The following is a 20,633-nucleotide window of genomic DNA, read 5'->3' as shown; positions in this document are numbered from 1 at the left end:
GAAACTGCGGATGTCATTTTGATGAAAAATGACTTATCTAAAATTGCTCATGCGGTTAAGCTTTCGCGAAAAATGCAGCGTATTGTGAAACAAAACATTATATTTTCATTAACAGTTATTGCACTGCTGATCATTTCGAACTTTTTCCAAGCAATCAGCCTACCTTTAGGCGTTATCGGTCATGAAGGCAGTACAATTTTAGTTATTTTAAATGGGTTACGTATGCTGAGTAAAAATGTTTAGTCCACCAATAAAAAGGTGCATCCCAACAACAGGATGCACCTTTTGCTTTCTCTATTAAACTAGTACAAACCATAATGCCATTGTGAAGATAATTGTCGTTAAACCCATCAGCAATGTTGCCATCGTTTGCGCTTTATATGCATCCGTTACTTTCATTCCGCTGTATTGTGTAATTACCCAGAAGAAACTATCGTTTACATGGCTCACTGTCATAGAACCTGCACCAATTGCCATAACGACTAGAGCTAGCGGTACTGCCCCTTCGATTCCTAAAGTCGGTAGCATCGGCGCGATTAAGGAAGATGTAATAACTAATGCTGCAGTTGACGAACCTTGTGCTGTTTTTAAAGCAGCGGCAATTAAAAACGGTATTAATAAAAATAATGCGCCTGTTGCCAATGCACCTAAATCCATTTCCTGCAGTTTATCACCGACACCTGTATTTTTAATAACAGTACCAAATGCGCCACCAGCACCTGTGATTAATAAAATTGGCGCCGCTTCTTTTAATGCTTCACCTATCCAGTTTGATAATGTTTCTTCACTCAGTTCAGGCAATAGTAAAAATGCAGCGAATACCCCTAGTATAAGTGCAACTGTAGGCGACCCAAGGAATCTGAAGAACATATTAACGCCCGCTTCCGGATCACCTACTAATGCAGCAACCGAACCTGCCCCGATCAAAACAATTGGCAATACTATCGGCAAGAATGATTTGAACGTAGAAGGCATTTTACCAAACGACTTAATAATTTCATCGTAATCTAATGCCGGTTCATCATCTGCCTCAACCCGAATTTTTGATGCCACTTTCGTCGCCCAAATATAGCCTACGATTGTTGCTGGAATAGCGACGATTAATCCGATTAAAATGATCGTGCCTAAATAATCTGCCGCACCAATATTCCCTGCAGCCGCAATCGGTCCAGGAGTAGGCGGCACAAGTACGTGTGTCGCATATAAACCAGTAGCTAAAGCAACTGCCATTGAAGCGATTGTTACGCCGGCACGTTTGGCCAGCGCTTTCTTTAAACTTGTTAAAATAATATAACCTGAATCGCAAAACACCGGAATGGATACAATGTAGCCAATGATCGACATTGCTAATTGCGGTCGTTTCGGTCCGATTACCCGCAATACAACTTCGGCCATACGATATGCAGCGCCGGATTTTTCTAATATAATTCCAATAATCGTACCTGCTACGATGACGATACCGATACTCGTCATCAGTCCTCCAAAACCTGTGTTAATACTCTCTACAACTGTTAATAAAGGCATACCTGCTGCAATACCAACAAAGAATGAACTAATTAATAATGCAAGAAAAGGATGCAGCTTTAGTTTTGCCGTTGCAAAGACAATGAACAACACACCAATCAGAATAATTAGAAACAACATTTCTTCCCCACTCCTTTATATTAATCTTTTTATTAAATCCATAACCTTTTGCTCCAAATAATAGCTTGGATTATTTAATGATTGCTCCACTGAAATTTCCTTACCAACAATGCTTTCAACGTGATGAAAATAGGTTTTTAGCATATGAGAATTTTCAATCATTCCAGAAAGTAAAATGGTAGGCACACCTTTTTCTTTCGCCAGCTTTGCAACACCTATCGGAGCTTTTCCGGAAAGTGTTTGTTCATCCGATTTCCCTTCGCCTGTTATGACGAAATCAGCATGCTTCAGATGATTTAAAAATTGCACCGCTTCCAGTACAATATCTACACCAGGCTTAAACTGATGCGGGAAAAATGCCATAAACGCAGATCCAATTCCGCCAGCGGCACCAGCTCCTGCACAATGACGAACTGTTACGTTTTGCTGCGACTCGATTATATTAATATAATGTTTTAAATTTTGATCAAATATATTAATCTCATTCGGATCTACTCCTTTTTGTGGACCAAATACAGAAGTAGCCCCATTTGAACCTATTAACGGATTATCTACATCACAGGCAACCATTAATGTACTCTCAGAAATTCGTGAATCGAAACTAGACAAATCGATTTTCTTGAGTTCCTTAAATTGGAAAACATCATTTAAAATTTCCTTACCATTTTTCGCAATGAACTTCATTCCAAGCGCCCTAAGCATCCCTTGACCACCGTCATTTGTAGCGCTTCCCCCGATGCCGATAATAAAGTGACGATAGCCTGAATCCAATGCATGTTGTATTAATTGACCCGTTCCATATGTTGTCGCAAAACGGGGGTTTTTTTCTTTTTCATTGATAAGCGTTAACCCTGAAGCTTGGGCCATCTCTATTACACAAGTTTTACCGTCACCTAGCACTCCATATTTAGCTTCAATCAGTTTCCCTAAAGGATTTTGAACAGATGCTGTCAAATACTTACCTTTTGTTGCTTTGACTAATGCATCAAGTGTTCCTTCACCGCCATCTGCAATCGGTAAACATATTGTTTCAATGTTATTGTCCACCTTTTTAATCGCTTTCTTTATAACTGATGTAACCTCTCCGGAAGTCAGTGTTCCTTTAAAGGAATCCGGACTTATAATAATCTTCATTTGATTCCTCCCTCATGTGAATAAAGCGCTTACAAAGATTATAGTGTTAAAATTCTGAATTTACTTTATACTTGTTGTATAACTTTTTTTATAAATATTACTTTATTTTTGTACGAGGTGTATAAATTGTTAACAATAAGGCTGGCAAACGAAATTATAGAACAAACAATGTTACGGTTAAATCGTAATGTAAATGTAATGAACATTGACGGTATTATATTAGCTTCCGGAGATAAGGAGCGGGTGGAAAAGTTTCATGAAGGTGCAAAGTATGTGGCTGAAACGAAGAAAACACTCATAATATCAGATGACAATATACATGAATTTCCCCAAACAAAGCATGGGATTAATTTGCCGATTCTGTTTCAGGAGGAAATCGTTTGTATTATTGGAATTACAGGTGTGGTCGATGAGGAGCTGCTAAATATTTCTTCATTAGTTCAGTTAACAGCAGAAGTATTAGTGCATCAGGCTCTAATTGAATCTAAAAGTGAATGGCAGCGGAAAATGAGTGTACATATTTTTGAGGAACTAATTAGTGGCACATCTATAAATCGGGTTATAAAAGAACGGATAAATAAACTGGCTATTCCTTTTCTATCCCCATACTGCATCATATTATTGAAGGCCGAACAAAAGACTGGTTCCCACCGAACACTCATCCAATATATCGAGGACTTCTTTTATAACAAACCCGTCATTTTCGGACATTTTCAGTTGGATGAATATTTTATTTTAACGACAGAAATGGATCAGCCTACACTGACTAAATTAGTGGAAGCTTTTAATACATATATAAAAAGCAAATTCAGTATAAAAATTGCTGTCGGTGAACATGTCAAAAATCTCGAACGACTACCGCATTCCTATAAAACTGCACAGTTAGCTTTAAAGCATCACCATACCGTCTCGAAAGTAATTTACCATAAGGAAGTTGAAGTTTTCACGTTATTTAATCCCGAAGCGGCCCAACACTACAGTATAAAAACATTGAACCGGCTAGATGATAAATTACTAGTTACATTGCAATGCTTTTTTAAAAATAACAAGTCAACTTCAGCGACTGCCGATGAATTGCAAATACACCGACATACGTTAGCTTACCGGCTTTCACAAATTAGAGAGCAAACCGAATTAAACCCTACGGAATTTCATGATGCGTTAAAACTGCAAATCGCACTATGGCATTGTGAAGGACTAAACTAGCTTATAAAAAAATGCCATTTCGATAAAAAGAAATGGCATTTTTCCGTATTTAATTTCCACCTAAAAAACAGGTGATTTAGCTTCCTTTTTACTTTCCTTGGCAAGTTGCCTTTTTTGGAATGACGCGTTCAGCAGTCCGCCCAATATAATAATCATTCCTGTGAAATATAGCCAAAGCATTAAAATAATGACCCCACCAATACTTCCGTATGTTGAACTGTAATTTCCGAAATTGTTAATATAGAATGAGAATCCGTAAGTTAAAACAAGCCAGCCCAAAGTCGCAAACACAGCTCCTGGAATAACACTAAACATCGTTAATCGCGGATCTGTATTTGGAACAATCCAATACATGATTGAGATTACGATGAAAATAAGTGTTGGCGGCATAATCCAGCGCACAAAGTTCCAAATGCTTGCGAATGACTCCTCTACACCTAAATAGCCGAAAACAATATTACCGATTTGCTGACCAAAAACCGGGAATAACAGGGCTATTAAAATAACAGCTACTAATGCAATCGTAAATACAAGTGACCATAAACGGTTTAGAAACCCTGCTCTACCTTCTACCTCATAGGCACGGTTTAATGCTTTCATCAGTGCATCAACACCTCTTGAGGCAGACCAGAGCGTACCAATGATACCGATTGAAAGCAGACCGCCGTTTTGATTGTTCAAAACATCAGTTAGTGTAGTTTCGATCAGTCCATATACTTCTTCAGGCATAACATCATTTAAAAAATCGAATATTTGCCCTTGTTCCAAATTTAAATACGGTAAAAGCGTTACCATAAAAATAAGCATAGGGAAAAATGATAACAGGAAAAAATAGGCCAACTGTGCCCCCATGCCTGACATGTCCACATTTTTAATTCGATAAATTAAATCTTGGATGAAACCTTTTGTCGTCAATATATTTATTTGGCTGCGCTCCGGTGAAACATATGATTTAACAAGCGAAATCTTTTCTTTTAGTTCTTCCTTTTCTTCCATGCTGCCACCACCTGTTCACGTTATGTTGATTCAGTGGATATCATGGACATCCCGCTTACCCGATTTGATCGTCCTTTTTCGAGAAAGCCTGAATCGTTTCTGAAACCATACTTTGAATTGTAGCAGGTAATTCTTTAATGTCATTTTGGTTTTGCATAATTGATTGGACACCATTATTTACTGTCCCATACAATGATTGCGCTTGTTCCATTTTTGTTTCTACTAATGCCACTAATTCATCCCGATTTTCAGCATAGTATGCTACTGTATCTTTTGCTTTCTTTGCTGTTTCTACAGTATGCTCTCGAGTTTGTTTATCCAACATACTAATTGCTGCACCAGTTACTGCTCCAATTGCTATAAAAGGTAATAGTTTACTTTTCATTATTTTTTCTCCTCCTATATATGCTTTCGTATTCCCCTAATAATTTTTCATAAAACTTATCTATTTGTATTTTAACGAATGTTCGATATTATTAAAAGTATTCAGTAAACTTTAACCTGTTGACAAGATGATGGTTGCATGAAATGATATTTTTGTAAACATTGAAAGGTAGGGCACACAAATTATGGACTTATCAAACCCGTCGCAGCAAAATGTCATCTATATGATCGAGCAAATTAAAGAAAAACTTCGTATGGTAAATGTGGATGCTATGCAGTCTACTGCATTTGATGAAGAAAAATACGAAGATCTACAATATTTATATGAAATGGTTATGAAACGCGATTCATTTAGCCCAAGCGAAATGAATGCCATCGTAGCAGAACTAGGCGCCCTTCGTAAATAACATCAAGTATGTAATGTGAAAAAGAAGCTCATCGATTAATTCGACAAGCTTCTTTTTTTCATTTCCTATTCCCCAGGAAATATTAATTATTTATTTAATTCGACAGCAATTTTAGCACCTACACGGGCATTGTGTTTAACAAGAGCAATATTTGCATCCAGTGATTTACCTTCTGTCAGCTCTTTCACTTTGCCTAATAAGAATGGCGTTACATTTTTGCCTGCGATACCTTGTTCTTTTGCTTCATTTAATGCGTTTCCAATAATTCCGTCGATAACGCTTGATTCCATAGCATCTTCTACTGGGATTGGGTTTGCGATCAATGCACCGCCACGTAAACCTAAATCCCATTTAGCGCGTAAAATTGCAGCTGTTTCTTCTGCAGAATCAACACGGATATTTACATCGAATTCACTTTCACGTGCATAGAATGCAGGTAATTTATCTGTTCCGTAACCGATTACCGGTACACCTTTTGTTTCAAGGTATTCCAATGTTAAGCCGATGTCTAAAATTGATTTTGCACCTGCACATACTACAGCTACATTTGTCATTGCAAGCTCTTCCAAGTCTGCAGAAATATCCATCGTTGTTTCAGCGCCACGGTGAACTCCACCAATACCGCCTGTTACGAATAATTCAATACCAGCAAGCTCAGCACAGATCATAGTTGCTGCTACAGTAGTTGCACCGATTTTCTTTGTTGCAAGTAAATAGCCGATATCACGACGGCTTGTTTTAGCTACACCTTGAGCATTACCGAACATTTCTAATTCTTCATCAGATAAACCGATTTTAATTTTTCCGTCGATTAATGCGATTGTTGCTGGTACTGCACCGCCATCACGAATAATTTGTTCTACTTCACGCGCTGTTTGTACATTTTGTGGATATGGCATACCGTGTGAAATAATTGTTGATTCCAACGCGACGATTGGTAAGCCTTTCTCTTTCGCTTCTAATACCTCTTGTGAATATGATAAATATTGTTCCATTATAAATTCCTCCATTCAAGTAAGTTGTCCTTTGTTAAATCATCACGTACAGTTTTATCCGATTGCAATGTTTTTGATGCATTTATCAACCCGAGCTGGATTGCTTCATCAAGCTTTTCGTCGTTTAATACACCATGTAAAAATGCACTGACAAAAGCGTCACCCGCACCTGTAACATCTACAATATTTCTAGTTGCAATGGCCTTGTAATGTACTACACTGCCTTCTTTGCCTACCATTACTCCGTGTTCGCCTAAAGTTAGAACAACATGCTCCGCTCCTTTTTGCAGCAACATGTTTACAGCCTTTTCATAATGACTGAATGTATCCAGCTTCATATTTAAATAACTTTCTGCTTCATCACGATTGCAAATAAAGTAACGGATACCGTGCAGATCCTGCGACATGTTCTTCATCTTAGGTGAAGAAACAGGGATAACCGCCAATGCAATATTACGCTCTAATGCGAATGTCCTGATATATTCTACTGTTTCTAGCGGGCTGTTTAAGTCAATGACAATACAGCTGGCATTTTGTAATATCGCTTCATGCTTTTTTAGAACACTCGGCAACAACTGATCATAAATCGCCATATTTGCCATCGATATTACTAGTTCGCCCATATTATCTAGTACTGCTGTATAGGAACCTGTATTATAATCGCTTAATTTCTCTACTAAATCCACATTCATCATACTCTTACAATTTTGTTCAATAAATGCGCTATCATGATCTTCACCCATTACAGAAATAAGGGAAACACGGTTGCCTAATCGCCCTAAGTTTTCTGCGATATTACGGGCTACACCGCCTACCGATTCTGTAACAGCAGCAGGATTGGAAGTCCCTAATTGAACATTTTGCTCAATAGTGAATTTACGATCGATATTGGCACCACCAATTGCAATGATTTGATTTTTTTCCGGCAAAACATACGCGCGTCCTAAAATTTCCCCTCGTTTTATAAGCGACGAGATCATATTGGCCAGCGCCGGCCTGGACATTCCAAGTTGTTCCGCCATTTCCTGTTGTGATAAGTAGGGATTCCTTTTTATTAATCGAAAAATTAATTTTTCCTTTTCATTCAACTTCATCACCTCGAATCAAACATTTGTTTATTATTATAAACTTTTGTTTATAAAATGTCAAATTAATACTAAGTTTTTTCATCCTGAGTAGTATGGAAGTAACTTCTTCTTTTATGAGCTATGATATTTAATAAAAAAAGCTGTTCAGAAGGTTTCCCTTTCCAAACAGCTTTTTTACTATTCCACAATTACATCGCCATTTTCTGCTATACGTGGCTGTACGAGCACTTCAACACGGCGGTTTTTAGCTCTGCCTTCCTCAGTATCATTCGTAGCAATCGGCTGGAATTCTCCAAAGCCTTTTACACTGAAGTATTTGGAATCAAGCCCTTCATTGCCCGAGACGATTTCCTTCATGAAATTTACTGCACGCATTACTGACAGATCCCAGTTAGAATCAAATTCAGGTGTCTTAATCGGTACATTATCTGTATGACCTGTAATGACAATATTACGCGGTGGATCAAACATTAATAATTTAGCAAGCTCGTCAGCAATTGTTGCATATTCCGCTTTAACATCCGCTCGCCCCATATCGAATAAAATACTGTCCCGGATTGTTATTAATAATCCTTCTTCTGTCATTTTCGTTTCAAACTGGTCTTCCAGCTCATTAATTGCAATAAACTCGTCCACACGGTTTTGCGTTTCATGGAGGCGCTCCTGATCCTCCATATATTTTGATAATCCTGTTGTTGAATTATCAGGTGGTTGTATGACAGATGAGTTGTCCATTACACCTGTGCCACCGGTAAAAATATTACTGAATACTGCAGACATTTGCTCTAATTTCTTCTCATCCACTGAGCTCGATGCAAAAAGTACAATAAATAATGCCAATAATAGAGTTAATATATCTGCATAAGGAACTAACCAGGACTCGTCAATATGCTCCTCATGCTTTTTATGTCTTTTACGCTTCTTTGCCAAGGCCACCCGCCCCGCTTTCGGTAATTTGCTTACGTTCTTCCATCGTTAAATATGAAGCCAGCTTCTGCTCGATCACACGGGGTGCTTCACCTTCAAGTACGGATAAAATTCCTTCAATCATCATTAGCTTTTGCTTAACTTCTACAGCAGATTTACGTTTTAGCTTGTTGGCAAAGGGATGCCATAAAACGTAACCTGTAAAAATCCCCAATAACGTTGCAACAAAGGCCGCTGAAATGGCGTGTCCTAATTTATCAATATCGGACATATCTTTTAATGCAGCAATAAGACCTACTACAGCACCTAATACCCCAAGTGTCGGTGCATATGTACCTGCTTGCGAGAAAATGCCTGCACCACTTGCATGGCGGTCTTCCAGCGCTTCAACTTCCTCTGTTAATACATCGCGAATATAGTCTGCGTTTTGACCATCAATCGCTAATGTTAAACCATTTTTTAAAAACGGATCTTCAATTTCAGCTGCCTTGCTTTCTAATGCCAATAGTCCTTCACGACGAGCTAAATCAGCCCATTGCGAAAACATTTTGATCAAGTCGATATCACTTGCGAGTTTTGTTTCTGAAAATAAGATTTTAAAAAGCTTTGGAATTCTTTTTAATTCCTTCATCGGGAAAGCGATTGTAACTGCAGCAATCGTACCAAAAATAATAATTAAAATCGCAGCAGGGTTTATTAACACTTCCGGTGTAACGCCTTTTAAAAACATCCCTACTAACAGGGCGATAAAGGCGATGATAACCCCAACAACTGATGATATATCCATATGTAGTACCTCCAAATTACGATGTCTTTTCTTATTTCGGTATATTTAAATTTTTATTAACTTCCTTTACACTAGTTATAAGAAGATTTTTTTATTTTTGACACATTATTGTTCTTTTCTAAGCTGGAATATGACTATTAATGTGTCGGGAATTAACTAATTTTTATGATAATTATTGGAGGAATGAATCAATGAATACTATGTTCGAAGCAAATTTAACGAAATACGCAGAACTAGCAGTAAAAATCGGTGTCAACATTCAGCCGAATCAATATTTGTATATTGCAGCTTCTATTGAATCGGCACCGTTTGTACAAGCAGTGACAAAAATCGCTTATGAAATTGGAGCAAAGCAAGTATTTGTAGATTATACAGATGATCAAATTACACGTACTCGATATGAGTTGGCACCTGAAGATTCTTTCGATTTCTTCCCGCCTTGGAAAGTACAGGAGCGCGAATGGCTTGCTGAGGAAGGTGCGGCATTTATGAGCATCGTATCTCAGAGCCCTGATTTACTTTCAGGGATTGATTCAAAACGAATTGCAGCATTCCAGAAGGCTTCAGGCACTGCACTAAACAAATACCGTCAATATGTTCAGTCAGATAAAATCAGCTGGACTGTTATTGCCGCTCCATCTAAACAATGGGCTCGCAAAGTATTCCCGGATTCACCTGAAGAAAAGCAAGTAGATGCATTATGGGATGCCATCTTTAAAGCGACACGTGCGGATCTGGACAACCCGGTAGAAGCTTGGGCACAGCATAATGACAATTTGCATGAAAAAGTTGATTACTTAAATAATAAAAACTATGCGAAATTGCATTATACAGCTCCTGGGACGGACTTGACGATCGAGCTTCCTAAAGGGCATTTATGGTGCGGAGCAGGCAGTGTCAACGAAAAAGGCGAAGAGTTCATGGCAAATATGCCGACTGAAGAAGTTTTTACAGTACCGCATAAAGATGGTGTAAACGGGTATGTATCTAGTACAAAACCATTAAGCTATGGCGGTAATATTATCGACAACTTCAAACTTACATTTGAAAACGGGCGCATCGTTAAAGTAGAAGCAGAGCAAGGTGAAGCAGTGTTAAAAAATCTTGTTGCTACAGATGAGGGCTCACATTATTTAGGAGAAGTAGCACTTGTTCCATTCCATTCTCCAATTTCACAATCGAATATTTTATTTTACAATACATTATTCGATGAAAATGCATCAAACCATTTGGCAATCGGCAGCGCCTATGCATTTTGTATCGAAGGCGGAAAGTCAATGACACGTGATGAGTTAAAAGCTAACGGTTTAAATGAAAGTATTACACATGTCGACTTCATGATCGGCTCTGAACAGATGAATATTGACGGAATTACAACAGATGGACAAGCTGAGCCAGTTTTCCGTAATGGGAACTGGGCATTTTAATAGAATTATATAATCCGCCTTTTGGCAATAAATACAATTTCAAGATGTCGCCATATTTACAATTTTTTCTACATTAACTAACTAAATTACCCTACAATGTTCCAATTTATTAGGTTATAATTGGTTAATGATTGTTATTACTAAAATAGAGAGGAGTTTTTATAATGTTTGATCACCATTATCCGTTCTTGTCCGACTACTATACGGTAGTGTTAGGATTTACGGTAATACTTCTTGTATTCTTATTTATGTTTATCATGTACTTACGTATTGGTTTACAATCACACGACTCTGTTATAGTAGATTCAAAGGCAAACACATTTGCGCCAAACGAAAAATCATTGGATGGCCACCATCATCATTAAATTTTTTTTACAACCACTCTCTCTATTGAGTGGTTGTTTTTTGTGAGTAGCGGATTTTTGTTATACTTCTCTCTATTTAGTAGAAATTTAACTTTATTAATGCGCATTTGTTTGAATTATCTAAAAAATATTTTAAAATATAAAGGAATCGAAAGGGGTTTGAAGAACTAATGTCTGCATTACAAACAATTTTAGAGTTTAACGGTAAATTCGTAGATGAAAAACAATATGAGCAGTATGCTACAACAAAATATCCAGATAAAAAAATCGTTGTTTTAACTTGTATGGATACTCGTTTAGTTGAATTACTACCTAAAGCAATGAATTTGCGCAATGGGGATGTCAAAGTTGTAAAAAGTGCAGGGGCAATCGTAAATCACCCGTTCGGCGGGATTATGCGTAGTTTACTTGTAGCGGTTTATGAATTAAAGGCTGACGAAGTATATATTATCGGCCACTACGACTGCGGGATGAGTGCAGTTGATCCGAACGTAATGATCGGTCATATGCTTGAACGAGGGATTAAACAGGAAACGATTGATGTAATCAATTACGCTCGATTTGATTTAAAAGAATGGTTATGCGGTTTTGGGGATGTTGAAACAAGCGTATTAAAGAGTGTTGATTTAGTTAGAACACATCCGCTAATGCCAAAAGGTGTTCCTGTACATGGTCTTATTATCGACCCTGCAACAGGAAAGCTGGATTTGGTAACGGACGGCACAGTTGATCAAAAATAAATAATAAATGATAAACGACAGTGCTCTTCATAATGAGCACTGTCGCTTTTTTATATTGTCGTCCCTTTATATTCCCGCTGTAAAATGGCGTACATATAATGATCGACCCATTTTCCGTTTATATACAAAAGCTCTCGCAATAACCCTTCTCTTGTAAAACCCGACTTTTCCAATACACGGATGGAAGCTGAATTTTCTGGTGCGACATATGCCTCTATTCGGTGAAGATTTAATGTAATAAAAGCGAATTCCATGACTATACGTACCGCTTCGGTCACAATTCCTTTACCTGTGAAATTTTCATCCATCGAATACCCGATAAAACCGCTTGAATAAGGTAGACGTTTAATTGAATAGAGTGAAATATGCCCAATTAACTTACCTGTTGCATTGTAAAAAATTCCGAAAGAAAATTCCCGGTTTGTTTGCAGCAAATGTATGCTTTCCATAATCTTATTATACTGTACTTGTTCTGTATAAAATTCATCGCGATGTAAGGGTTCAAATTCGGACCAATACATTTTGTTGTCTTTTAATAATTTTGCCAACCCTTTCGCATCGGACGGGGTAAATGTGCGAAGCGAACACTGTTGCCCAATAAGTCGAACCATTGGACCCTCCTTCTTGTGAAATAGCTTGAATAAGCTTTTCATTGAACCACCTTCATTCCATTTCAAAGCTTGCCTACCGCTTTTTTAACTTTTTCTTTTTTGATTTTACAGGCTTTGGCTTTATATCTACAAATTCCTTTTTTTCTTTATCTGCAGCTGTTTCATTACCCTTTTCGAAAATGTTCGTAAGCTTCATGCCCCGTTTTGTAACTTCTTTTTCTATATGGGCAACTGTTTCTTTTAGTACTTGAACACGTGCATAGTTTTTGTCGTTCCCTGCTATTAAGTGCCAAGGGGCGTTTTCCGAATCGGTTTTTTCGAACATTTCATCGGCTGCCTCACAATATAAATTAAATTTATCACGGTTCCGCCAATCCTCAGCTGTCAATTTCCATGATTTATATGGATCGGCTGCTCTTTCATTAAAACGTTTAAGCTGTTCACCCGAATCGATATGAATCCAAAATTTAATCATTATATAATCTTCATCCGTCAATTGTTGCTCAAAGCTATTAATTTCTTCATAAGCGCGTTTCCACTCTGCTTCTTCAGCAAACCCTTCTATGCGCTCCACAAGTACCCGTCCATACCAGGAACGGTCGAAAATTGCAATCTGGCCATGCTGGGGCAACTTTCTCCAGAAACGTTGCATATAATGATACCGCATTTCATGGGGCTGCGGGGCAGAGATCGGCCATACCATTAACCCGCGCGGATCGATACGTTCTGTTAAGCGCTTGATCGCTCCCCCTTTGCCTGCTGCATCCATTCCTTCAAATGCAATAATAAGTCCAATTTTATTGTTGAATAAAAATTGCTGGGCATTTAGCATTTCGTATTGTAAAGCTTTCAATTGCTTTTTATAGGTTTCCTTTTCCAGTTCTTGTGATAAATCCACATCTTTTAGCTTTTTCAAATAGTGCTGCCTCCCCTACTCTATTTATTTATGTATATTTTACTTGAAAGTGTATGGAATTGGTAATTGTTGCAGTCATTTATTTGAATCATTTGATTATTTTATGTTGGGACCTAGTTTTGATAGAACAAAAAAACGCGGGTGCACTTATGTATGCTCCCACGTTTATAACTTAGTCTTCCAATGTTGTTAAAATGATCGGTTTATCTTTTGTGACGATAATCGAATGTTCGATTTGGGCAACTAATGATTTGTCCGGTGTAATGAATGTCCAGCCGTCACCTGATTCTACGATATGCTCGGCCTTTGCAGAAATGAACGGTTCTACTGCCAACACCATGCCTTCTTTCATGATTGTTGTATCCCAAGCATCGTAATAGTTCAATACATGGTTTGGCTCTTCGTGTAATGATTTACCTAAGCCATGACCTGTTAAGTTCATAATTACTGTCAAACCGTGATCACGTGCTTCACGCTCTACCGCTTTACCGATCTGATTTAATTTCGAACCTGCTTTAACCTTTGTCATTGCACGTTCAAATGCTGATTTTGCTACAGTGCAAAGTTTTTCTTTATCTTCATAACCTTCACCAACGACAAAAGAAATACCTGTATCTGCAAAATACCCGTTTAAAGAACCAGAAACATCAATGTTTACGATATCGCCTTCCTGAATAACCTTGTTCCCTGGAATACCATGTGCAACTTCGTGATTTACTGAAATGCAAGTATATCCCGGAAAATCGTATTCGCCTTTAGGACCAGAAACCGCGCCTGCTTCCGCAAACATACGGCCAGCAATTTCATCTAATTCTTTCGTTGTCACGCCAGGTACTGTCGCAGCTTTCATCGCCTCACGAATTTCAGCACAAATGCGCCCAATTTTTTTAAACGCTTGTATTTCTTCTTGAGTAGTAACAATCATGTGTAACTTCCTTCCTCTTAAACAATGTCTACCCTTAACTATAGCATACTTAAAATCGGTTGTAATTGTTCAAGGTTTTTAAAATTATCCTGATTTATGACCAATTTAATATGAAAATCTACTATTGAAATAAGAAAAAGCTTGCAGGGGGAAAAGTATCCCTCACCGCAAGCATTGAGTTTCCTATTCGTTATGTTGTTTTTACTTTTTGCAGTAAACGAGGTGCAGATGTGAATAAAATAACGGCAATAATCGCCGTAAGTATTGTAGCAGGAACCATATAAGTACTGTTGTAAATAATTGAATAGGCCCATACATTATCATCGCCTGCATATTCTTTAAAGAACACGACACCTGCGAGCAAGTGCGAAACAAATCTTAAAGCACCGCCTATAAGTGCTCCAAGGACAATATAAAGTGCCATTTTTACTTTATTGAGTGATTGTGTAGCCTCTAATAATGGCTTTCTTACAATTGCCGCTAATCCTACTACTGTAAAGGCAAGACCGTAATCTAAAATTGCCTGAAGCCAGTGCACAATGTAAGCACCGAACATCATTTGCATTACGCCGATCAGCAAGCCTGTTGCAAGTCCTGCCGTTAATCCCCAACGAATGGCCATTAACATGATCGGTACCATAACAAAGCTGATCGATCCGCCTTGTGCCCACATTTTAAAAGATACTTGATCCAATACAAGTCCGATGGCAGCAAATATCGCTATCTCCACCATCATCAATAATTTCTTTCTGTCCATAACAATGCCCCTTTCTTTTATCCGATGTAACAAAAGTGAAGAGGGATAGAATAGAAATCAATTACGCTTTAGCGTAATTGCGTCGGGATTCGGCTTTACGCTCGCGTAAAGAACTCATATCCGAATCCATGACATCCGCCGGAGGCTTTTACTTTTTCAGTAGGAAAAAGTAAAAAACGACAGTCAGGACAAAAGCCTGACTATCGTTTGAACAGTCGGTTTCTATCCACATCCCTACGCAAGTGCTAACTTACAGGTTCAAAGAGTCAGTGCAATCCCGTGCACAATCTCAGCCGACTTTCTCGGCACCCCTTGTGGTACATCTAATTTTTATTGTTTGAACATGCTCATTGTAACGAATATTTTTACAACTTTCAACAGCTATTATTTTGAAATGTACTAGAATTACATATAATAGATACGAAGGAGTGATAAATAATGGATCAATCGAAAGGTTTAAGTGCACTGAGCTATTTGAGCTTTTATTTTGCACCGTTTATTTTACCGTTAATTATATTTATCGTTACGAAAGATGATGCTGTTAAAGGCCATTCTAAAAAAGCTTTTATTTCCCAATTCATACCGATACTGTTAGGGATTCTGTACATTATTTACTTTTTCACTTCCGTTCTTTCCTGGAATGATACTTTGACCTTGAACATTCAGGACTTTTTTATCAGTTCGCATTTTATCGGATTTATTCTTTTAGTAGTTATCACGTTCATCCTGGCAATATGGAATTTAGCTCAAGCCATTAAAGTTTTACGTTAATGTTTATGAAAGCTCCATCTTTGGGTATATTTTTATACGAAACGTATTCGTTAAGGAGTGTATACTAATGAAATTAAATAAACTCATTAAAACAGCTATTAAATATGGACCAATCGTGTACCCGATCATTAAGAAAATGATGGACAACAAAAAATCTACTCCCCAAGCAGCAACTACACGACGAACTCCAAAACGTTAATGCAAAAAACACATTTCCCGCTTTAACTGGAGGGAAATGTGTTTTTTTCTATTTAATAATAATCTCTGTTTTACTGTAGCCTTCTTTTAGCTTTTGCACTTGCAAAATAGCTGGCATTGCTGCTTTTAGTTCGGCCACATGTGATATGACGCCGATTAAGCGGCCTGTTTGCTGAAGATCAATCAATATATCGATTGCCCTTCTTAATGCCTCCTCATCCAATGTACCGAAACCTTCATCGATAAACATTGTATCGATATGCACACTTCCCTGCACACTTTGAATAACATCGGCCATTCCTAATGCTAATGAAAGTGAGGCATTGAATTTTTCACCACCGGACAGTGTTTTTACATCCCGGGTTTGCCCTGTATGGCTGTCATATACATCGATGCTGAGTCCGCTTTGGGCATTTCCTTCTTTCCTTCCTGTGGATTTCAGGAAGTATTGGCCATTTGATAAGACACGCAAACGTTCATTTGCCGCATGTGTCACTTTTTCCAAATAGCCGATTTGCACAAACCGCTCAAATGAAATTTTCGCATCATTTTGACCGCGAATTAAATTATAAACATGTTCGACTTGCATCAGTTTCGCTTTATAGCCTTCTATCTGCTGTGCAGATTGGTCAAGTTTATCGCGCGTCTCCTCACATTGCTCCACATAGGACTGGATCAATGTCATTTTCGAGTACTGTGCCTCGATCTGCTCATTCAGCTTATGAATCTGTTGCTCACATGCCGTTAAATCCGCTCGTTCTTTTCCTTCGAGCAAAGGTTCCTCCTCAGCAATTTGAACAGATAAAGTATGAATACTTTGCTTGTACGCTTCAACTGCATCCTGAATTTGCTGCTGTACATTTAAAGGCAGTAACGCAGACTTGTACGTTTCCAAGTCGAAACCTTCCTGCTGCAATGCTGACTCAAATGCTTTTTGTGCTAAAAGAGATTCCTGCTGTTTTTCTGTTACAAGATTTTTCGCATGGAGATGGTTCACTTCACAGGATTTTTCATCTAGTTGAATTTTTTGCATAGCTTCAAGTGCATTTTGGATCGCAACTTTTAAATGGCGATGTTTTTGCTGCTGGATTGCCAATTCTTGTGTTACTTCATCCAATTTAGAAAACTGTGGCAATAATGACTGCTCACTTTGTTCAAGCTTCCCTTTTTCCTGTGCATATTGTTTATCAATGTCGATTACATATTGCTGCCCTTTTTCAATGCGCCCTTGCAGCACTTCTTTATTTTCTAAAAGCTGTGCCATCGTTTTCTTTTCAGTGATAAGCTGTGCCTGCTGCTGTTTTTGCTTTGTCAACTGCGCAGTTAGTATGGTCAATTGCTGTTCATACTCATGTAGTTGCGAAAGCTCAGCGTCAAGTAACTGAAGCGCACTTCTTTTCTGTTCCAACGTTGCCTTTTCCACATCTAATTTCGAATTGACCTGATAGAAGCTTTGCATCGCCCGATCGCCTTCATGACGCAGTAACGCCAATGCATTGTCATCAATGACAACCGCTTCGCTGTTATGAATGGCTGGGTGCTCTGCGCTTCCACATACAGGACAGGCTTCCCCGTGCTGCAATGATGCTGCAAGAAAGGCTGCCTGGTTGCTGCGTATTTGCTGATCCATATTTTGCAGTTTCTGTTGTGCTTCATCAGCAACTTGTTTCTTATCAGCAAGCTGTTTCACTAAAGTTTCGACATTCTTCTGCATTGCAGCCACTTCTTTTGCCATTTCAATTTTCCGCGTTAATGCAGCATGCGCTTCATAAGTTTCATGGTATGTACTGGTCGCATGTTCCAGTTCATTTATGATGGCTTGCTGCTGTTGATATTTTTCTTTTAAAGAAAATGCTTCGCTTTGCAGCTTATCAAATAATTGCTTGGCGTTTTTTTGGTTTTCTGCAAGCTTTGACACATTTTCACGCTGTTTATTAATTGATTGGTAGATCGGGACAAGCTGTTCCAGCTGCGAAATCGATTTCGTATAATTATCCAACAATGGTTCTTGCTGCTTTTGCTCCTGATAATGATTTGTCGCCTGCTGAAGTTGTGCCTGTGCACGTTCATAGTCAGTCATCGCTTTTTGTAAGGAGACTTCCGATTGTTCAAGCTGCCGGTTTACCTTCACATATTCACGTTCTAAAGGTTCTATTTGATTAGCCTTTTTGGCAAGTACAAGTTTCTGCTGTTCTGCTTGTATTTTATCTTTTGCTGCAGTAATTCTTCGAGCCGCGCTTTCCGCAATAAAAACTTATCAATTCGCTCATTTAACAGTCTTTGTTCATTTAATGTTTTAACTAACTTTTGCAATTCCTTTTTTGAAGCATCATATTCCCCTTTTAATGCAGTACATTGATCTTCATAATATTGCTGTTCTGTCAGCAAGGCACTCTTTACTTGATACAGATTAATGACATCATTGTTCAGCGATGAAAACAATTCCGATTCTCTATGCGGGAGCCGGGACCGGATTTCATGAATTGTATTGTCCTGTTGCATCTTAGCATGTTCATAATATTTTTCAGCAATATTCTTTTTTTCTTTCAGCAGTTCCACCATTTTCGTGAAGCGTTCCGTTTTGAAAATTTTCCGGAAAATCTCTTCTTTATGCTTTGATTCCGATGTGAGGAGCTTTTGAAATTCCCCTTGCGGCAGCATGACGATTTGATTAAATTGGGACTGTGTCAGACCTATCAGTTCTTCAACTTTTGATTGAATAAGCTTTACTTGAAATTTTTCTACAGCAGGTACAATGACCCCATCGGTAATTTCGAAAAATTCGCGCTTCGCACTTGCACCATCATGACCAAATTTTCTCCAAATACGGTAAAGGCGACCGCGTACTTCAAATTCAAGCTCGACTTCCGTATCTACCGTTTCATCCGCAAAATCACTTCGCAAAAACAGCGACTTTTCCCGATCCTCTCCACTACCCGAATCATAAAGGGCAAACGTAATCGCATCGAAAATAGTCGTTTTCCCCGCGCCAGTTGCACCGGAAACGACAAAAATTCCATGTTCATGAAGTTTTGTAAAATCAATGATTTCCTTTTGATGATACGGTCCAAATGCTGTCATCGATAATTTAATTGGCTTCATCGTTACAGCACCTCCTGTTTTTCACGTTCATTTTCGATTAGCTGCTCTAAAACATCTGTATAAATCTCTTTAATTTCGTCACTTAAAGGCTTGCCTGTCATTTCCATGTAAAATAGTTCAAACAGCTCCGAATCATCCATTTGAACACGGTTCATTGTTGTCGCATGCTGTTCAAGCTGTTCATACACAACCGTTCTTTCAATATGCAAAGCATTCGGATAAACAGTGCGGACAAGTTCGGCAGCACCTTTTACATAATGTTCATCCTGTAATTTAACAAATACATAATCGTCGTTTACTTTATGCTGCAATATATCCTCAAGCATTCCCGTCACGACACGCATGTCCCGCACTGGTGTAAGCATTCTTTTTTCAATCGCCACTGATCCGTCTTCATTTAAATCAACAATCAAAAAACCCTTATTATGTGTCACTTCAGATTCTGAATACTTAAGTGGTGATCCGGAATATTGAATTTTATCGTTTGCAACAAAGTGGGCCTGATGTAAATGTCCTAACGCTGTATAACAGAACGGTTCGAATAATGATGAGCTGATACATTCCGTACCACCAATTGTCAATTTACGTTCAGAGTCACTTGTATTCGGCTCCGGCATCCCGTCTTTTGTAATGAAGGCATGAGCGATTATAATATTGCGTTTCGTATAATCCATTTTTTGCTTAATCTGTTCAATGATTTTCGCCATCGCCGCTTCATGCGATGTAATGGATTGATCGTCAAATAATGCCCGTACAATTGACGGCTCTGCAAAAGGAACTAAATAAAAAAGAACTTCCCCATATTCATCATGCATAATAACTGGATCGATATTCTGTTCTAAATGACCGACGATATGTAACCCGCTGGCCTTCATAAATTCACTGCCAAAATTTAAACGTGTAGCGCTATCATGATTTCCAGCGATTGCCAAAATCGGTGTTTTTTCATCGACTAAAATTTCTTTCAATGTTTTATTTAATAGTTGAATCGCATCTGTCGGTGGTACTGACCGATCATACAAATCTCCGGCTATAATAATGACATCCGGCTTTTCTTTTCTAATTTCTTCGATAAACTGTTCAAGCACAAATTGCTGATCTTTCGTCATCGATACACCTTGTACTATTTTTCCTAAATGCCAATCTGCTGTGTGAAAAATTTTCATGAATACCGCCTCCTATCTTATAACTATAAGTGTACATGAGGGAAAATAAAAAAACCACATCGTACGAATATTCGTTCGTACAATGCG

22 protein-coding genes, 1 pseudogene and 1 riboswitch are annotated in these 20,633 nt (G+C 38.2%); of the genes and pseudogenes, 8 read left to right on the top strand and 15 right to left on the bottom strand.

Annotation, left to right across the window (positions count from 1 at the left end; genetic code table 11):
• Positions 1 to 243, top strand: a pseudogene (locus tag ABS917_RS10240) (heavy metal translocating P-type ATPase); the annotation flags it as partial.
• Positions 244 to 297: 54 nt separating this feature from the next.
• Here ABS917_RS10240 and ABS917_RS10235 read toward each other — a convergent pair.
• Both ABS917_RS10235 and ABS917_RS10230 read right to left on the bottom strand, forming a co-directional pair.
• The gene (locus tag ABS917_RS10235; RefSeq protein WP_350478875.1) at positions 298 to 1,644 is read right to left on the bottom strand and encodes a GntP family permease; all 1,347 of its coding nucleotides are present in this window, start codon (positions 1,642 to 1,644) and stop codon (positions 298 to 300) included.
• Positions 1,645 to 1,659: 15 nt separating this feature from the next.
• Positions 1,660 to 2,778 carry a glycerate kinase gene (locus ABS917_RS10230; protein ID WP_350478874.1) on the bottom strand — a complete coding sequence of 373 codons (1,119 nt, stop codon included), beginning with the start codon at positions 2,776 to 2,778 and terminating at the stop codon, positions 1,660 to 1,662.
• A gap of 117 nt (positions 2,779 to 2,895) precedes the next feature.
• On the opposite strand from ABS917_RS10230, the gene ABS917_RS10225 reads away from it, so the two are divergent.
• Complete coding sequence (locus ABS917_RS10225) at positions 2,896 to 3,984, top strand: CdaR family transcriptional regulator (RefSeq protein WP_350478873.1); 1,089 nt, start codon at positions 2,896 to 2,898, stop codon at positions 3,982 to 3,984.
• A gap of 60 nt (positions 3,985 to 4,044) precedes the next feature.
• On the opposite strand, the gene ABS917_RS10220 is transcribed toward ABS917_RS10225, so the two are convergent.
• Together ABS917_RS10220 and ABS917_RS10215 are read right to left on the bottom strand one after the other, a co-directional pair.
• A complete protein-coding gene (locus ABS917_RS10220; protein ID WP_350478872.1) occupies positions 4,045 to 4,980 on the bottom strand; it encodes a YihY/virulence factor BrkB family protein in 936 nt (311 codons plus the stop codon).
• A 55-nt stretch (positions 4,981 to 5,035) separates the two neighbouring features.
• Complete coding sequence (locus tag ABS917_RS10215; RefSeq protein WP_350478871.1) at positions 5,036 to 5,365, bottom strand: YtxH domain-containing protein; 330 nt, start codon at positions 5,363 to 5,365, stop codon at positions 5,036 to 5,038.
• A 184-nt stretch (positions 5,366 to 5,549) separates the two neighbouring features.
• Between ABS917_RS10215 and ABS917_RS10210 the strand changes: the two genes are divergently transcribed.
• A complete protein-coding gene (locus ABS917_RS10210) occupies positions 5,550 to 5,771 on the top strand; it encodes a DUF1128 domain-containing protein (RefSeq protein WP_079523640.1) in 222 nt (73 codons plus the stop codon).
• A gap of 86 nt (positions 5,772 to 5,857) precedes the next feature.
• Here the strand turns inward: ABS917_RS10210 and ABS917_RS10205 are convergent, their stop codons facing one another.
• The 4 genes from ABS917_RS10205 to motA form a co-directional block, all read right to left on the bottom strand.
• The gene (locus tag ABS917_RS10205) at positions 5,858 to 6,766 is read right to left on the bottom strand and encodes a pseudouridine-5'-phosphate glycosidase (RefSeq protein ID WP_350478870.1); all 909 of its coding nucleotides are present in this window, start codon (positions 6,764 to 6,766) and stop codon (positions 5,858 to 5,860) included.
• Complete coding sequence (locus ABS917_RS10200) at positions 6,766 to 7,854, bottom strand: carbohydrate kinase (RefSeq protein WP_350478869.1); 1,089 nt, start codon at positions 7,852 to 7,854, stop codon at positions 6,766 to 6,768. The genes ABS917_RS10205 and ABS917_RS10200 overlap by 1 nt, the downstream gene beginning before the upstream one ends.
• A gap of 177 nt (positions 7,855 to 8,031) precedes the next feature.
• Entirely contained in the window at positions 8,032 to 8,784 is a 753-nt protein-coding gene (gene motB / locus ABS917_RS10195) for a flagellar motor protein MotB (protein ID WP_350478868.1), read from the bottom strand.
• Positions 8,768 to 9,568 carry a flagellar motor stator protein MotA gene (gene motA, locus ABS917_RS10190; protein WP_079523645.1) on the bottom strand — a complete coding sequence of 267 codons (801 nt, stop codon included), beginning with the start codon at positions 9,566 to 9,568 and terminating at the stop codon, positions 8,768 to 8,770. The genes motB and motA overlap by 17 nt, the downstream gene beginning before the upstream one ends.
• A gap of 191 nt (positions 9,569 to 9,759) precedes the next feature.
• On the opposite strand from motA, the gene ABS917_RS10185 reads away from it, so the two are divergent.
• The 3 genes from ABS917_RS10185 (at position 9,760) to ABS917_RS10175 (ending at position 12,100) form a co-directional block, all read left to right on the top strand.
• Positions 9,760 to 10,995, top strand: coding sequence for an aminopeptidase (locus ABS917_RS10185; protein ID WP_350478867.1), 1,236 nt, complete (start codon positions 9,760 to 9,762; stop codon positions 10,993 to 10,995).
• Between the two features lie 164 nt (positions 10,996 to 11,159).
• The gene (locus tag ABS917_RS10180) at positions 11,160 to 11,360 is read left to right on the top strand and encodes a hypothetical protein (RefSeq protein WP_340716446.1); all 201 of its coding nucleotides are present in this window, start codon (positions 11,160 to 11,162) and stop codon (positions 11,358 to 11,360) included.
• Positions 11,361 to 11,530: 170 nt separating this feature from the next.
• On the top strand, positions 11,531 to 12,100 hold the full coding sequence (locus ABS917_RS10175) for a beta-class carbonic anhydrase (protein WP_350478866.1): 570 nt from the start codon (positions 11,531 to 11,533) through the stop codon (positions 12,098 to 12,100).
• Positions 12,101 to 12,150: 50 nt separating this feature from the next.
• Here ABS917_RS10175 and ABS917_RS10170 read toward each other — a convergent pair whose 3' ends face one another.
• From ABS917_RS10170 to thiT, 4 genes are all read right to left on the bottom strand, one after another.
• Positions 12,151 to 12,711, bottom strand: a complete 561-nt coding sequence (locus ABS917_RS10170) for a GNAT family N-acetyltransferase (RefSeq protein ID WP_350478865.1) — start codon at positions 12,709 to 12,711, stop codon at positions 12,151 to 12,153.
• A gap of 73 nt (positions 12,712 to 12,784) precedes the next feature.
• Positions 12,785 to 13,627 carry a polyphosphate kinase 2 family protein gene (locus tag ABS917_RS10165; RefSeq protein ID WP_350478864.1) on the bottom strand — a complete coding sequence of 281 codons (843 nt, stop codon included), beginning with the start codon at positions 13,625 to 13,627 and terminating at the stop codon, positions 12,785 to 12,787.
• A 172-nt stretch (positions 13,628 to 13,799) separates the two neighbouring features.
• Positions 13,800 to 14,552: a type I methionyl aminopeptidase gene (map, locus tag ABS917_RS10160; RefSeq protein ID WP_079523651.1), complete on the bottom strand. Its 753-nt coding sequence runs from the start codon at positions 14,550 to 14,552 to the stop codon at positions 13,800 to 13,802.
• A 190-nt stretch (positions 14,553 to 14,742) separates the two neighbouring features.
• The gene (thiT, locus tag ABS917_RS10155) at positions 14,743 to 15,309 is read right to left on the bottom strand and encodes an energy-coupled thiamine transporter ThiT (RefSeq protein WP_350478863.1); all 567 of its coding nucleotides are present in this window, start codon (positions 15,307 to 15,309) and stop codon (positions 14,743 to 14,745) included.
• A 214-nt stretch (positions 15,310 to 15,523) separates the two neighbouring features.
• Positions 15,524 to 15,632, bottom strand: a riboswitch (TPP riboswitch).
• Positions 15,633 to 15,747: 115 nt separating this feature from the next.
• Here thiT and ABS917_RS10150 point away from each other — a divergent pair.
• Positions 15,748 to 16,080 carry a magnetosome magnetite crystal formation protein family gene (locus ABS917_RS10150; RefSeq protein ID WP_350478862.1) on the top strand — a complete coding sequence of 111 codons (333 nt, stop codon included), beginning with the start codon at positions 15,748 to 15,750 and terminating at the stop codon, positions 16,078 to 16,080.
• A gap of 67 nt (positions 16,081 to 16,147) precedes the next feature.
• On the top strand, positions 16,148 to 16,279 hold the full coding sequence (locus tag ABS917_RS10145; RefSeq protein ID WP_350478861.1) for a hypothetical protein: 132 nt from the start codon (positions 16,148 to 16,150) through the stop codon (positions 16,277 to 16,279).
• Between the two features lie 48 nt (positions 16,280 to 16,327).
• On the opposite strand, the gene ABS917_RS10140 is transcribed toward ABS917_RS10145, so the two are convergent.
• The 3 genes from ABS917_RS10140 to ABS917_RS10130 are packed head-to-tail and all read right to left on the bottom strand — an operon-like array spanning position 16,328 to position 20,546.
• A complete protein-coding gene (locus ABS917_RS10140) occupies positions 16,328 to 18,409 on the bottom strand; it encodes an SbcC/MukB-like Walker B domain-containing protein (RefSeq protein ID WP_350478860.1) in 2,082 nt (693 codons plus the stop codon).
• Between the two features lie 20 nt (positions 18,410 to 18,429).
• On the bottom strand, positions 18,430 to 19,380 hold the full coding sequence (locus tag ABS917_RS10135; protein WP_350478859.1) for an AAA family ATPase: 951 nt from the start codon (positions 19,378 to 19,380) through the stop codon (positions 18,430 to 18,432).
• 2 nt (positions 19,381 to 19,382) lie between these two features.
• On the bottom strand, positions 19,383 to 20,546 hold the full coding sequence (locus ABS917_RS10130) for an exonuclease SbcCD subunit D (protein WP_350478858.1): 1,164 nt from the start codon (positions 20,544 to 20,546) through the stop codon (positions 19,383 to 19,385).
• Positions 20,547 to 20,633 lie beyond the last annotated feature (87 nt).

This window comes from Solibacillus sp., assembly GCF_040273735.1.
In the GTDB taxonomy this organism is placed as follows: Bacteria; Bacillota; Bacilli; order Bacillales_A; family Planococcaceae; genus Solibacillus.
This window is presented reverse-complemented; position numbering and strand designations above follow the sequence as displayed.